The sequence below is a fragment of the Nitrospira sp. genome, assembly GCA_029194675.1.
Taxonomy (GTDB): domain Bacteria; phylum Nitrospirota; class Nitrospiria; order Nitrospirales; family Nitrospiraceae; genus Nitrospira_D.
In genome coordinates this window covers 1,119,844-1,133,359 of sequence record JARFXP010000001.1, presented here as the reverse complement: position 1 = coordinate 1,133,359, position 13,516 = coordinate 1,119,844, and the positions used below count along the sequence as shown (strand labels likewise).

Here is a 13,516-nt window from a genome sequence, read left to right as displayed (position 1 = left end):
GGGAAAAAGTGGCCTTATTGGAAGACCGTCTTGAGCGGCCTGCGTACATCTTCACGGTCAAGCACGAGGACGACGTTGGGATGTAACTGAATGGACGAGGCAGGTATGAAAGCGCTCAACGGTCCTTCTAAGGATTTGGCGACGACCTCGGCCTTGTGTGCTCCAAAGGCCAACAGCAAGAGAGTTCGCGCCGCACGAATGGTGCCGAGACCCATGGTTACAGACCATTCCGGGACCGGCTCGCTCTCGAAGACTCGAACAAGCTTGTGTTTGGTCGACGCGCTTAGGAAACAGCGCTCCGTCCGTGAGTTGAGACTGGAGCCGGGTTCCTTGAATCCTAGATGGCCGTTCTGCCCGATTCCTAGGATCTGCAGATTGATACCGCCTTGGTTTCGGATGAGCCGCTCATACGAAACACAGTAGGAGGCCATGTCCTCGGCCTGTCCGTTCAGCAGATGGAGATGAGACTGGTCGATATTGACATGGTCGAGAAGATGCTGATGAAAGAGGATGTGATAGCTGTGCGGGCTGTCGCTCGGTAACCCGATGAACTCATCGAGGCTGAAAAGCCGAACGTGAGAGAAATCGAGACGCGTTGTGCGGTGCAGATCTACCAAGTTCCGGTACAACGCCGAGCGGCGTGTTGCCCGCGAGTCCGAGCCGCAACGCCGGAGTCTGCTTGATTGCCTGGACGACGAGGCTTCCCGCTATCCTGCTGCCTTCCTCCGATGGGTGATGAACACCAGCATCATTCGTCCGAAGAGAAGGATTCGCTCATCGACGCTTCCTGGAGCATTCGTTCGTACAGTTGTACATACTCTTTCGCCATGCGCTCGGCCGTGAATCGTTCCTCGAAGGTTTTGCGGCATCGACGTCGATCGATCTCGTCGACGCGGCGGGCGGCTTGCACCATCTCTTGCTCATCTCGACAGAGAAATCCCGTCGTCTCATGGTCGATCAGCTCCGGATACGATCCATGTCGATAGGTTACCACTGGAGTGCCACAGGCCAATGCTTCGATCAACACCAAGCCGAACGACTCAGGTCGATGGGGGCACAGCACTGCGCTCGCATTCCCCAGAAATGCGCCTTTTTCACGATCGCTGATTTCTCCGATGAACTGGATGAGCGGATGAGTCAGGTGAGTGGCGATCTCGGTCTCAAAATATTCACGATCGACCGGGTCCACCTTGGCGGCCATCCGCAACGGCATGCCCAATTGTTGGGCGATCCGGATCGCCACCTCCGGCGATTTCTCCGGCGACATCCTGCCCATGAACGCAAGGTACTTCTGAGGTTTTGAGTGAAATCGATAGAGATCCACCGGGAGCCCGTGGTACACGTTCGCTTTCCAGTTGTTGTAGCGAAAGAGTGCTCGCTGCGCATACGAAACGGAGACCACAGGAATCTCCCAGAATTCGCGATAGACCTTCGCTAGTTCCGGCGCTCCCAGGTGTCCATGGACCGTGGTAATGACAGGGACCTCGGACCGGCGGGCAAGAGGAAATCCCACGAAGTCCAGATGAGAATGGATAATGTCGAACTGATGGGACAGGTTCCACACCTGTTCCAGCATCTGCGTCATGATAGCGTCTCTATTGATGAACAGCGTGTGGGTGAGTGCGCGGTCGCACATGGGGACGAGCTTCGCGCTCGTGGTCGAATCACCGCTGGCAAACAGGGTGACGTCATGACCGAGCCGGACCAGCTCTTCCACGAGGTGGAAGACCACTCGTTCCGTCCCCCCATACTTATCGGGAGGCACACTCACGCTTAGGTGGACCAGTTGAGCGATCTTCATGCCGGATCTCTCCGGATAGGGTCGTTACTGAGGGTCCGCACCATACTGCCCTCGACATAGGCCCAACACCCGATTACCGTGTGTGTGGCGAGGCTCCTTGTCGAAACCGTGCAAGGACATTTTTTGTGATCTGTTGAACGTTCGGATTGAGACTGGACTTGCGCAGGTTCGGCACGTTGAAATCGTCGAGCCCCCAACTCCATTGAATGGTACCGGCCGCGAACACCGTCGCCCCGTTATCAAGGGTATAGATCGTCATGTGGGCCAGATGGGGCTGACTCTCGAAGGTATATGGGGATTCCGCGAGAATCGTGGTGCCCGGTGGAGCACTTTCAAAGACTCGATCGGCCTCATAGCCCAAGAGTCGCGGTAAGCGGTTCCCCGGCCGAAGTTCCGTACCGATCATGGTCCAGTGGTCAGGTTTGGTGATGACAATATCAGCATCAACGGGATTGCCGTCATACATCACGCCGATCAATGACTCCTCAGGCCGGTTGACCGGTTCATCCCGCCAACGCACCGTCATGAGATGTCGATTTCCCCGTTCCTCTTGAGCATAGGGATCGCGCGCCGGTGCATCATCCTTGTATGAGACGATTGTACGATCTTGCTCACCTGTTATCGCACTGGGCTCCAATCGGATCTGCCAATAGCACACATTCCCCGAGAAAAATGCGAGGTGCACGCCGCGGTCTCGTCCACGTTCAACATGAGCGCGCATCTGCCACGTCCAATATTCGTCATGCCCGACGGAGAGCCAGCCTTTATGACGGTCTAGGAGACGGGCATCCGCATGGGTGTCCACATTCGTGCTATAGGTGACATCATAGCCTTCCCGTTCCAACCATCGTACCATGTTGTATTCCCAGCCAGAAGGTGAGGAGGCATCCGTCGGGGGCACGGCATTGTTGGTCATAAAGTCGCCGGCGCCATTGCCATAGGCGGCGGCAGGATTGCTGCTGATAGCATAAGGCCGATTGAAAGACACTTTGTAAGCCCGCCGTCCATCTGTGCTGTTGAAGTCGTAAAGCGATTTGCCGCCCCAATTATTATAGGCCTGATAGGTGGTGACGCTCGATTGAAAGAGAAAGTCAGAGGGGCGCGTCTCATCTCGCACGACAAAAATGATGTAGGCTTGCGCGCCGCTCGTCTCCGCCGTCAGTTTAGCGAGATAGATGCCGCTGACCCATGCTTCCCGATCGGACTCGTTTCCGACCACAAGGAGGTACGGATCCTGCCATGCACAGTCAACGAGTCCGGTCCGAACATCCATCGACGGCATCGGTTGCGAGACGCCCGGGAGGGTCACAGGTCCATGCACCAGCCTCCCGCCGGCGCCTCCGTACCACCCCATTCGATAGATCTCGATCCTGTAAAAGCGGTCCTGCGTGTGGACGTAGAACTTGATTGGGTGCCCCCGATTGACGCTGGTAACTGAGGCGTAGCCCTCGATTTCGTGATGCAATGCCGGATTGGTCAGGCGCCACTCTGCCGTGCCGGGCCGAGCATTCTCTCGTTGGACCGGATTGGTTTCCGCCAGCGCCTCTGCCTCCATGAGAGCGTTAGGCCAAGTTACCATCAATAGGAGACCAACCAGTCGGAAGCATGGATGCACGACACCTCCCGCCGATGAATCAGATCAAGGTATCGCCGCCCCTCATTGCAGTGAGCATTCCTATTAAATCACATTCTGTAGCTGCGGCGAAAGCATCGCTCCCACCGTTGTCTCATCTCCACGGGCATACAGCAGGACCTGCTTACGAGGGTTGGCAGACGCTAAGGAGCTGGAGGCGATTCACCGAAGAAAGGGAGATCGCTGAGATGGCGGACAAACATGAGGCTGCTTCAAGGAAGGTCCAAACGGAACATTGGGACGCCAGTGATCAAAGCTTGCTTTCGGCTATGTTGGCGGCAACACCGACTCAACGCCTGGCTTGGTTGGAGGAAGCGTTGCGGCTTGCCTACACAACTGGCGCCTTGAAACCAAGACGGTTCATCAGCAAGGAAGAATGAGATGCGATGGGAACATTGCCGAGATGATGGGCTGGGCCATTGCCGAAGGGCGAAAAATGGCCATGAGAATCGACAAGTATCGGCAAGCGGGAAAATCTGTAAAGTCAGGCTGCTGAAAACGGCGATTTCTCACCCGCCCACCCCGGCGCGCTAAGACGCGCCTTTCACCGGACTGCGTTCTTGCCTTGGTCAACCCTTCAACGGTGAATTCAACTGGAGGCAAAGTACCTATCCGCTCGCCTTTGATCGAAGCGAGCGGCACAAGCAAGCTTGGAACGTACCTCCTCGGGCTCTCGCTGCGGCCTTGTTGGACGGACGTTTTGAACGGCCAGAAACTCCAATCGTTGACACGTTCCATTCGAAATGTGGCCTGTCCCCGTTTCCGACGGAGCCGCAAAAACAAAACGACCAAGAACTTTTGTCATTTCTCGCATCAGGGTCATCACTATTCATTCATCAAACCATTGAGGCCGTCTTTTCACCAGGGCCTATCATCCGGCCGTAGCCGATCAAGCAATTGTTCCCGACCCCTTACTTCTTTTCCTGGTTGGGATCTGATCACCATACATCACACCCAATTGTCCAGCCGCAGGCCAGGAACATACTGAAACTCCCTGAGGTTGTTGCTAACGAGCCGAACCCCAAGGCTCAATGCATGGGCAGCAATGAGCATGTCCATCGAGCCAATCGGGGTCCCCTTTGCCTCAAGTTGCCCACGCAAGCGACCATATGACCAGGCTGCAGCCTGGTCAAACCCAGCGACCTGGAGCGGAGCAAGAAACTGCTCAAGGGCATGGCGATTCCTGGACGAATGACGGCTCTTGCTGACTCCATAAGCCAATTCAGCTACCGTGATGCTGGAAATCCCGATGTCGCCGACAGGGTGCGACAGGAAGCGCTCGATAATGGAGGGAGGCTGCTGTTTGATGAGGTAAATGCAGATGTTGGTATCCAGCATCCGCTTCATGCAAAGGGGCGCTTTCGTTTCTGGATCGGAGGCTGTTGCCTGCCCTCCCCCATGAAGTCGTCAGTAAACATGGTGAGGCTATCGGTGAGCGGCTGCCACGTCTGTTTCTTTTGGCGAATGACGAGCGTATTGCCTCGGCGCTGAATCTCGACCTCGCCACCCTCCAACTGAAACTCGCGGGGGATTCGTACAGCCTGGCTGTTGCCGCTCATAAACAGCTTCGTTTTCTTCCTCGTCGCCACCATAATCCTCCCATAATGTATATACGCCATGATATACAGATGCCCATTCGCTGTCAATGGACGTCAGGGAATGTCAGGAAGGACGGGACAGCGCAGGATGCCGGAAGACTGTTCAGATATCAAAGCCTGACCCCCTCAACCCTCTCCCACGGACCAAGCCCGGTCTTGGAAAGCAGTGGGTCTGCCCCCTTAAACTCGTCCACGCATGTGTTAAATCGGGCTGGAAAAGGGGTACGGAGTCCAGCCGATTCGCTGGGATCAGTGTTGAGCCCTTCGCAGCTATAACGGAACTATGCCGGTCTGTATAGCACGCCAATCCTGCAGCAGAGGAAATCTTGACAAGTGATTGAACATACGCAAGTATCACGATCCTGCGGGCAGGTTGCAGGTGCGTACTATACCGGTCAGTATACTCAATAGCTAGATGACAACAGAAACCGCTATGACGTGCGAACAGATTGATCTTATTCGCTGGGCAGTATCGATCGCTGTACCAGCGATAGCCGGTTTACTCGGCGTTGGAATTGGCGCATGGTTGACGGGACGTCGTGAAAAACGCCAATGTCGTCTCGCTTTTATCGAGAAGCAGTTGAAAGATTTCTACTCACCAATGCTGGGCCTTCGCAATGAAATTTTCATGCGCAGCAATCTTCGAGTGCGCATCCACGATACTGCGGATATCGTGTGGCGAGAACTCTGTACTCAAGCCAGCAGACTGAGTCCTGAGGCGCTCGGCGAGTTATCCAGAACTCGCGGACCAGAATTTACAAGCCTCACCGATTACGACAATTCGCAGTTACGAAAGGAATTGATTCCTGCCTATCAACAAATGGCAAAGCTGTTTCGCGATAGCTATTGGCTTGCTCATCCCGAGACTAGGGCGCATTACGAAGAACTCATAGAGTTTGTCGAACTTTGGGAAAGGTGGCTTGCGAAAACAATTCCCGCGGAGGTCATTCAGCGCTTGCAACATACTGAAGAGCGACTCAAACCATTCTATGCGCATTTGGAGAAAAAGCATGATCTTCTTCGATCCTCCATTGAGAGTGGCGCGGTCTGAAAGAGTTGTCATCCAACAACGCCATCAACACAGACGGCCCTGGTCAACGCGCCTTTGGCGCGTCGCCCAATCCTGCTGGTTATGACGAGCGTTAGACGGACCAACGAACTGGTGGGCAGGCGATGATCTACTTTATCAAGAACATCGTCAACGGCCAGATCAAGATTGGGTATACCGACAAGCCGAATAAACGACTCGCCGAGTTACAGACCGGCTCCACGGATAAGCTAGTGCTGATCCGAGCAATTGAAGGAGACAAGACGGCGGAGGCAGAGCTTCACAGCAGATTCGCTGTCCACCGCCTCCAGGGTGAGTGGTTTGCGCCTGTCCAGGACCTTCTGGATTTCATCACCGGGCAGACCGACAAGTCGCTTGTGGGCAAGTTCTTTCACAGCTTCAAGGACGGGAAAATCTGTTGGCAGGGCTACATCGTCGCTGATCAGGCCGATGGCTACTACCTGGTCCAGCTGTTCGAGTGGGTGCTCGGTGACCCGTCCGTGCAGAAGGTGATTCACCTCGGCCAAATGGCCGACTGGGATTTCTACGGTTCCACTGACGAAATGTATGAAGCGTATGAGCGAAGAACAGGATGTCCCAGCAAGCCGCTGTTCCGGTCGATCAAAGATGCTCCTGACTCGAAGGGAGCTTGACCTCCCGCCTAACAAGCGCTCGCAGCCGACTGCGAGCGTGTCAACTTCCGGAAGACCTGAGGTGCCAGTGCCCCGGGCTATCGGTCGTGGTTCGGGACGCGAAGCACGTCCCGAACCAGCGGCTGCACCGGACATCCGCTGCACAACCTCCGGTTGCTCCGCGTCTGCAAGTGAGCCGTGGGGCCGATGCTCGCGGCCTGCGGCTCCCTCGCAGTCGAGCCATCGGCGTGACGGCTGGCCACCCGCACGCGATGAGACTGCATCAAATGGCAATGGCGTTCGCTACGGTATGGCGCATTAACATCAAAACAGATGCGCAAGAAGAGTTAAGCCCGGAAGGTTCAGCTCGTAGGAAGGTTGTCCCAGGGTTGGATTAGTCAGAAAAATTGAGGTCCGGGATACCTATGGGCTTACCGGAGTTTCTTCCAATCGGCGAAGTGTTTTGCCTGCTCGGCAAATCTCGACGAAATTGACATGGTCGTTTCTCCATTCACCTCATTGACAGCGTTCCGCCTAAGGACTAGCCTTTCCGCCAGCTACTCCATTGAAAAGGAGGGATGTCATGGCGGCTGTTGATTATTTCCTTAAGGTCGACGGGATTGAGGGCGAGAGTAATGCGTTGAAGCATAAGGGGGAAATCCAACTGGATTCTTGGTCTTTTGGAGGAACGCAAGCGGGTGGCGAGCATTTCACTGGTGGTGGAGGTCGAGGTAAATTCTCGGCCCAAGATTTTCATTTCACGATGAAGCTCAGCAAGGCCTCGCCAAAGCTCTTTCAAGCCTGTGCCATCGGTGAACACTTTAAAGACGCCACGCTTGTCACGAGAGGGACGGGTGAGGGACAGCAGGAGTACTACTGGATCAGGTTCAGCGACTGTCTGGTGTCTTCGTATCAGCAGGGTGGTGCCGCTGGATCGGATCTCCTTCCGTCGGATCAGGCGTCGTTGAGCTTCGGGAAGATTGAGATTGAGTACACCGAGCAGAAGGCGGATGGGTCGCTCGGAGCGGTTGTGAAGGGTGGCTATGACTTGAAGGCAAACAGGCTTATCTAGGGGAGTTAACGGGAATTGTGACTATGCAACCTCTCGCACTCCACCTAGAAATGATGGGTTGGTGGGAATTCTTCTTGAGCGAGCTGAAGACAGGTGCTTTGAGCCGTCAGAAGCAGTGGGATTGAAGCAATGATAAAAATAGGTTGAGGGAAAGGTTGATGAGGACAGGTGTTTACGCCAAGGCGGCACTGAGGACCAACTCTTCTTCATGAACGTGGGTGGAAACCGCAGAAGCTTCGCAACCTTCGACCAGATCGGTGACTCGCTCACGAACTCCCTGTGCATACCGAAGAAATTCGATACCGAACTGGTTATCTCTGTGCCAGCGCACGATGGAGACTTAGACGGCTGGCGGAGACTCTTCTTTCAGGTACGCATGTATCTGAATGGGTTCTTACTGTATCCGTTCTGATACATATAACCTTGCAGCCCCACCGCATTTCCCTTCCGATAGCCATCTCACGATCCTATTCGGGCTAACAGCAATGCGCAGTGAATTGGCGATCTCGATCACAAGTTCCTCACACCAGTCGGCTAGACCGACCGGCTAGGTATTTCACTTGCAACAATCGATTTGGGATTCACGTTCGAGAGGATCTGCATTCTAGACCCTTGCAAGCCCAGTGGGCCGAGGTGCGGTTATGTGCCAACAAAGGGGGAAGCCATGGGACAGGGAAGGAAACATCGCTCATTCTGGTTGTGTCAGATCTTCGCCGCGATTGGATTGGCTTTCATCGGCGTACAGGAGGCGCGTGCGGTACTCCAGGGAGTCGTTCAGCCGCTAGAGGCGGAAGATGCGGCACTCACTGGTGCACAGGCCGCGACTAACCACAAAGACTTCACGGGCAGCGGGTTCGCCGACTTTACGGGAGAAGGGTCGATTGAGTGGACATTCAATGTGGTGCGCGCAGGACTGTATCAATTGGAGTTTCGTTATGCCTTAAGTACTGGCGATCGTCCACTGAACATCGTGGGAACTAATGGGATAGCGATCAAGTCCAATGTGAGTTTTCCAGCAACGGGCAGTTTTGATGTGTGGAAAACCGTTGACGTGTTTGCGCAGTTTGATGCCGGCCCCAATTTGGTTCGGTTGGTCACAACCGGCGGCAGTGGCGCGAATATCGACCACCTCGTGATCTCATTGACGCCACCCGATCTGAACCGGTTTCTGACGTTTCCTGTCCATTCTTCTCACAAAGACTTTGTTGGCAGTGACGATAATGCATCAGCTTATTACGCTGTCATTGATCCGAATAATCAGCGGGATACGTTCGACAAGTTTAGGGCAGCTAATGGCATGAGCGATCCACAACTCAATTCGGACGCCAGGGGAATTCACCGCGCGACCTATCTCAATGCGGGAGATTTGGGGTTTGGCCGGGACATGTACGTGCGAGTGACCAAGACCTCGGACGGGAAGGTCATCTCCGCAGCTTCCTACGTCCAAAACTATCTGTCGGTGGCGGATGCCGTGGATGGTCAGAATCTGTTGGCCACGGTGGCGATGGAGTATGGTCCTTCCGCAAATAACGTTACTGGACCCCGGTTCACGAAGTTCTATGTGTACGACAAGAATGGGCAACGGCTCAAGAAGATCGATCTCGACGGCCGTGGGGACAAGTTCGTCCCAGGACTGTGTAATGTCTGCCACGGCGGGAAACCAAAGGCCGGAGGATTTCACGGAAGCCTTGCCGTGTATGAGAACAAAGGCGACACCGGTGCCAAATGGATCCCCTGGGATCTTGATACGTATGAGTACGACTCGAGGAAAACGAGAGCACAACAAGAGGGCCAATTTAAGAAGATGAATGCCGATCTACTCGACATCTTTCATGATCAGCCAAAAGGCACGAGCGTCAGTAGCGGTGTTGCGATTGCCATCAAAGGATGGTACGGCGGGGAGGGACTTCCCAATCCCACGTTCAACGGCAATTTTGTGCCGCCTGGATGGGTCAGTACCACAGACGGCAACAAAAGCGATCTCTATCTGAAAGTTGTCGGGCCGACCTGTCGTGCATGTCACCTACAACGAGGCACCTACCACAACAGCGGACATGTCGTCTTTCAGGGACAGTCGCTGCAGCAGTCGCTCGAATTCAATAGCTACGACGATTTCAAAGGCTACAAGAAACACATTGAGCCGTTAGTCTATGACATGGGCGTGATGCCGGTGGCGAAGCGCACGTACGAAAACTTTTGGCGAAGCGATGCGCCGATCATTCTCGACAACGAATTGTTCGGAGGCCAGGTCTATCAGAACCCCAGCAATCTCAACCCCAATGCGCGGGTAGCGACGGTGTTCGGCCAATTGCGGCGTCCTGGTCGGCCGATTCCGAACATCGCCGGTATTCCCACGACCTTTGGATTGAAAGATCGGGCACCGATCGGCAATTTCTGTTTCCAAGGGCCGATCTTTACCATGGCCGACGTTGCAGAAGGAAAACGGGTTCGATTGAATGGTCGATCCAGTTTGTTTGTGGATACGTTCAACTGGAGCTACGTGGACCCGCAGGTCGGGTGTACTCCAGCTAGTGGCCCCACTCTCTCCGGGGATAAAACCTCGTTCGCTTCCTTTGCACTCGATCCCGCGAAGCTCTCCGATATCAAGAAACCGCTGGCAAAGCCGTATTTCATCAAGCTGACGGTCGGGAACCAGTTTACCTCAGGAGGTGGTGGCTTCAACGAAATCATCGTCGGCCAGCTCTTCACCGACAGTGCCTTGAAGCCGCTCGTCTTTGCCGACAGCAATGCTAGTACGAAGGATATCTACGACCTCATTAAAACGAACTTCACGTTGTCAGGAGCCTCGGGAAGTAGTGGCCCGCTGTCGTGCGTCCATTGCCATAGCAATGGGGCGCTGGGTCGAGCAGGGGGCGTATTTGATATGTGGGACGTGAAACTACCGGGCGGGCCCGACAGCGAGTTGTGGAAACTCGTGGCCTATCAACGCATCATGAGCCGCGTCGATTGTCGAGACCCGGAAAACAGTCTAATTCTCAAAAAGCCTTCCGGTCATCATCACAACGGCGGCACAGTACAGGGGTTTGGCGTGGGGTCAGGGTTTAATCATCTGGCATCAGGCGATGATAGTCATCGCGACGCAATTCTCAGGTGGATTATGGAAGGAGCCCCCTTTGCCGGGACCGGTAAATCGAGCGATCTGGGCTGCACAACCAAATTGTCATTGCTGACGCCGCTATCCCATCTCCCGATCAAGCCGGTCGGTCCAAAGAAAAATACTCAGCAGAAGAAGCCAAAACCTTAGCTCTTGAGCTTGTTTTGGATTGACAGCGTCGGAATGAGTGACGTTCAGAAACTGTTCGAAAAAGATTTATCGGAGGGGGTGTTTATGCGATGACTGGGCTGAGGGTCAGTTCCTCATGCTCAGCGTAAGCAGAGAGGATGGGAACTTCGCAGCCCTCGACCACATCTTTGACTCGCTCTCGATCGCCTTGGGCGTAGCGGAGAAATTCAATACCGAACTGATTGTCTTTGGTCCACCGCACAATTGAGACTTCGACGGCAAGCGGAGATTCTGTTTCAGGGCATCGATGTGCAGAGCCAGGTAGCTTCCTGGAGTCAGGGCCACGTTGCTTTGCATTCTGCAGCCTGTTGCGGAGAGATCGAAGAGGGTTCCTTCACTTGCGCCGTTGTCTGTCTGGACGCTGGCGGGATACCGCACATAAATTCTGGGGCTGCATCGAAGCTGCATATCAATCTCACTGCTACTGATGTATCGGCAGTGCCGAAGAAAAACTTGAAGGCCGACCGCGCACTACATCGCATCGCTTCGGGGCGCTTGCCATTGGCGTCCTGTAAGTATGGCGTAGAGTCTGACTGTGCGTAGACAGCTCCGACGCCGCTTGCTTCCTCTCGCGTGCGTGCGTAGTATTTCTCAAGTTATGTAACCTCCAGATCGGGACGGTATGCGTATGAATATCGCAATTGACAGCAGTCTCATACGGCAGGCGATGCAAGTGACTGGGCTCTCGACTCGGAAAGCCGTGGTCGAGGAGGGCCTTCGCTTGCTCATCAAACTGAGAGGACAAGAAGGAGTTCGACGTTTGAAAGGAAAAATCCCTCTTGCGGAGAATGTGCGTGAGTTGGACATCTGAAGGAAATGTCCATGACGACAGCAAGATATCCTCGCAGTCCAAAAGTCTTACTCGGCGGCATTGCTCACCTCGGGCGTTTTATCGACAAGATTCGCCTGCGTAATGCTGGACAGATTCAAGATTACAACTACATCACGGTCGGGTTCGATAAATATCTGGCCGATTTTCTCGGGATTGATCCCAAGGCGTTTGAGCAGCGCGTATTAGCCGGTGGGACTGATGAGGAGCTGATTGCCTGGGTGAAGGTCAACGGCCGCAAGCCATCTGAGCAGGAAATCGCGCAATGGTCCCAGGCTCTCCTCGCTTCCGGTCCGAAAGACGATGCAGCTCGTCAGCGGTTCCGAGGCCGCCTGGAGGATATCGCGACCAAACGTGGTGTGCCGGTTAGTTCTCTTCCACCTGTGACCACCTGGGCTGACGTGATTGAACTTGATGAAGGTCGACTGTAAAGGTCCGAGGCATGAACCGGGCTGGCGTCATTTGCGTCTTCCTTGCGCTGGTGCTTGGACTCCCGCTTCTCGGCGTGCTGTGGGCCGGTGAGCCGGTCGGGCGCTATCTTGAATTTCCTCCTCGTACTAATTATGTGCAGCATGAACCGTTCTCCTGGACGGTATTCATTGCTCTAACACTCTTGATCGCTCTCGCCATTGGACCAATTCTTTTTCGGATAGCGAACACAAACCTTCGACCGTCATCTTCCATAACTCAGCACTCAGCCCGCTTCGCCAGCTCAGCGAGGCGAGCACTCAACACCCAGCACTATCGCCCATCGTTTCCCTGGTGGGGTTGGCTCGGAATCGGATGGACGGGCCTCTGGTGGGTAGTGGCCTGGACCCGATCGCCCTGGATGGCGGCGCTTCAGGAACATACGTTCACGCCGTTGTGGCTGGGCTACATCGTGACCGTGAACGCCGCCTCATACGCCCGCACTGGCCGATGCATGATGCTCCATCGGCCAAGCTATTTCTTGTCACTTTTCTTCCTGAGCGCTGCCTTCTGGTGGATCTTCGAGTACCTGAATCGCTTCGCGCAGAACTGGTACTACGTCGCCGCAGCTGAGCCGTCGTCGCTTGAGTACTTCTTACGAGCTACGATTCCGTTCTCCACTGTGCTGCCGGCCGTTCTCGGTACCGCGGAGTTGCTGACCTCGTATTATGCTGTCAGTGCTGGTCTGGACCGTTGCAGACCGATACGCCTCTACAACTCTAAGCAGGTCAGCTGGTCGCTTCTTGTCGTGTCATGTCTCGGATTGTTCGCCATTGGGCACTGGCCTAATTACCTGTTTCCACTCGTCTGGGTTGGACCGCTATTGCTGGTAGTCTCGTTTCAGGGATTAGCCGGGAGACCGACTATCTTTTCAGCACTTACACAGGGAGATTGGCGGGGCCTATGGGTCCCGGCGCTAGCGGCGTTGATTTGCGGCGTGTTTTGGGAGCTTTGGAACTGGAAGAGTCTCGTTCACTGGGTGTACGCTATCCCGTTCGTGCATCGGTTCCAGCTGTTCGAGATGCCCTTGCTCGGCTATGCGGGATATTTGCCGTTCGGTCTCGAATGTGTGGCGTTCACAGATCTCTGTTTGAACCGTCAGGCTCCCGGAGGAGTGGAATAGAAGCGATT

The 13,516-nt window shown here is 54.7% G+C and carries 14 protein-coding genes; 8 read left to right on the top strand and 6 right to left on the bottom strand.

The genetic code is table 11. The features are described from left to right. Nucleotides 1–14: 14 nt before the first annotated feature. The 3 genes from P0120_05355 to P0120_05345 form a co-directional block, all read right to left on the bottom strand. Nucleotides 15–629 carry a glucosamine-6-phosphate deaminase gene (locus P0120_05355; GenBank protein ID MDF0673756.1) on the bottom strand — a complete coding sequence of 205 codons (615 nt, stop codon included), beginning with the start codon at nt 627–629 and terminating at the stop codon, nt 15–17. Nucleotides 630–748: 119 nt separating this feature from the next. Further along, complete coding sequence (locus P0120_05350; GenBank protein MDF0673755.1) at nt 749–1,801, bottom strand: glycosyltransferase family 4 protein; 1,053 nt, start codon at nt 1,799–1,801, stop codon at nt 749–751. Nucleotides 1,802–1,874: 73 nt separating this feature from the next. Further along, nucleotides 1,875–3,380, bottom strand: a complete 1,506-nt coding sequence (locus tag P0120_05345; GenBank protein MDF0673754.1) for a hypothetical protein — start codon at nt 3,378–3,380, stop codon at nt 1,875–1,877. Between the two features lie 242 nt (nt 3,381–3,622). Between P0120_05345 and P0120_05340 the strand changes: the two genes are divergently transcribed. Beyond that, on the top strand, nt 3,623–3,814 hold the full coding sequence (locus P0120_05340; protein MDF0673753.1) for a hypothetical protein: 192 nt from the start codon (nt 3,623–3,625) through the stop codon (nt 3,812–3,814). Between the two features lie 568 nt (nt 3,815–4,382). Here the strand turns inward: P0120_05340 and P0120_05335 are convergent. Continuing rightward, nucleotides 4,383–4,781, bottom strand: a complete 399-nt coding sequence (locus P0120_05335; GenBank protein MDF0673752.1) for a type II toxin-antitoxin system VapC family toxin — start codon at nt 4,779–4,781, stop codon at nt 4,383–4,385. Further along, nucleotides 4,778–5,053, bottom strand: a complete 276-nt coding sequence (vapB, locus tag P0120_05330; GenBank protein ID MDF0673751.1) for a type II toxin-antitoxin system VapB family antitoxin — start codon at nt 5,051–5,053, stop codon at nt 4,778–4,780. Before vapB ends, P0120_05335 begins: the two co-directional genes overlap by 4 nt. Before the next feature lie 412 nt (nt 5,054–5,465). Between vapB and P0120_05325 the strand changes: the two genes are divergently transcribed. The 4 genes from P0120_05325 to P0120_05310 all read left to right on the top strand — a co-directional run bounded on the left by P0120_05325 (nt 5,466) and on the right by P0120_05310 (nt 11,049). Next, entirely contained in the window at nt 5,466–6,083 is a 618-nt protein-coding gene (locus tag P0120_05325) for a hypothetical protein (protein ID MDF0673750.1), read from the top strand. 122 nt (nt 6,084–6,205) lie between these two features. Continuing rightward, complete coding sequence (locus P0120_05320) at nt 6,206–6,733, top strand: GIY-YIG nuclease family protein (protein MDF0673749.1); 528 nt, start codon at nt 6,206–6,208, stop codon at nt 6,731–6,733. Nucleotides 6,734–7,295: 562 nt separating this feature from the next. After that, complete coding sequence (locus P0120_05315) at nt 7,296–7,784, top strand: type VI secretion system tube protein Hcp (protein MDF0673748.1); 489 nt, start codon at nt 7,296–7,298, stop codon at nt 7,782–7,784. A gap of 664 nt (nt 7,785–8,448) precedes the next feature. Continuing rightward, nucleotides 8,449–11,049, top strand: a complete 2,601-nt coding sequence (locus tag P0120_05310) for a hypothetical protein (GenBank protein MDF0673747.1) — start codon at nt 8,449–8,451, stop codon at nt 11,047–11,049. A gap of 82 nt (nt 11,050–11,131) precedes the next feature. Here P0120_05310 and P0120_05305 read toward each other — a convergent pair whose 3' ends face one another. After that, nucleotides 11,132–11,290, bottom strand: a complete 159-nt coding sequence (locus P0120_05305; protein MDF0673746.1) for a hypothetical protein — start codon at nt 11,288–11,290, stop codon at nt 11,132–11,134. 426 nt (nt 11,291–11,716) lie between these two features. On the opposite strand from P0120_05305, the gene P0120_05300 reads away from it, so the two are divergent. The 3 genes from P0120_05300 to P0120_05290 are packed head-to-tail and all read left to right on the top strand — an operon-like array spanning nt 11,717 to nt 13,508. Beyond that, entirely contained in the window at nt 11,717–11,899 is a 183-nt protein-coding gene (locus P0120_05300) for a type II toxin-antitoxin system VapB family antitoxin (protein ID MDF0673745.1), read from the top strand. Between the two features lie 11 nt (nt 11,900–11,910). Continuing rightward, nucleotides 11,911–12,348 (top strand): DUF5069 domain-containing protein, encoded by a 438-nt coding sequence (locus P0120_05295; protein ID MDF0673744.1) that lies wholly within the window; start codon nt 11,911–11,913, stop codon nt 12,346–12,348. An 11-nt stretch (nt 12,349–12,359) separates the two neighbouring features. Beyond that, the gene (locus tag P0120_05290) at nt 12,360–13,508 is read left to right on the top strand and encodes a hypothetical protein (protein MDF0673743.1); all 1,149 of its coding nucleotides are present in this window, start codon (nt 12,360–12,362) and stop codon (nt 13,506–13,508) included. Nucleotides 13,509–13,516 lie beyond the last annotated feature (8 nt).

What these genes read in the sequence shown, in the direction of transcription:
- P0120_05350 (MDF0673755.1), bottom strand. Translation starts at nt 1,801, where the DNA reads ATGAAGATCGCTCAACTGGTCCACCTAAGCGTGAGTGTGCCTCCCGAT.
- P0120_05345 (MDF0673754.1), bottom strand. Translation starts at nt 3,380, where the DNA reads ATGGTAACTTGGCCTAACGCTCTCATGGAGGCAGAGGCGCTGGCGGAA.
- P0120_05340 (MDF0673753.1), top strand. Translation starts at nt 3,623, where the DNA reads ATGGCGGACAAACATGAGGCTGCTTCAAGGAAGGTCCAAACGGAACAT.
- P0120_05335 (MDF0673752.1), bottom strand. Translation starts at nt 4,781, where the DNA reads ATGAAGCGGATGCTGGATACCAACATCTGCATTTACCTCATCAAACAG.
- vapB (MDF0673751.1), bottom strand. Translation starts at nt 5,053, where the DNA reads ATGGCGTATATACATTATGGGAGGATTATGGTGGCGACGAGGAAGAAA.
- P0120_05325 (MDF0673750.1), top strand. Translation starts at nt 5,466, where the DNA reads ATGACGTGCGAACAGATTGATCTTATTCGCTGGGCAGTATCGATCGCT.
- P0120_05320 (MDF0673749.1), top strand. Translation starts at nt 6,206, where the DNA reads ATGATCTACTTTATCAAGAACATCGTCAACGGCCAGATCAAGATTGGG.
- P0120_05315 (MDF0673748.1), top strand. Translation starts at nt 7,296, where the DNA reads ATGGCGGCTGTTGATTATTTCCTTAAGGTCGACGGGATTGAGGGCGAG.
- P0120_05310 (MDF0673747.1), top strand. Translation starts at nt 8,449, where the DNA reads ATGGGACAGGGAAGGAAACATCGCTCATTCTGGTTGTGTCAGATCTTC.
- P0120_05300 (MDF0673745.1), top strand. Translation starts at nt 11,717, where the DNA reads ATGAATATCGCAATTGACAGCAGTCTCATACGGCAGGCGATGCAAGTG.
- P0120_05295 (MDF0673744.1), top strand. Translation starts at nt 11,911, where the DNA reads ATGACGACAGCAAGATATCCTCGCAGTCCAAAAGTCTTACTCGGCGGC.
- P0120_05290 (MDF0673743.1), top strand. Translation starts at nt 12,360, where the DNA reads ATGAACCGGGCTGGCGTCATTTGCGTCTTCCTTGCGCTGGTGCTTGGA.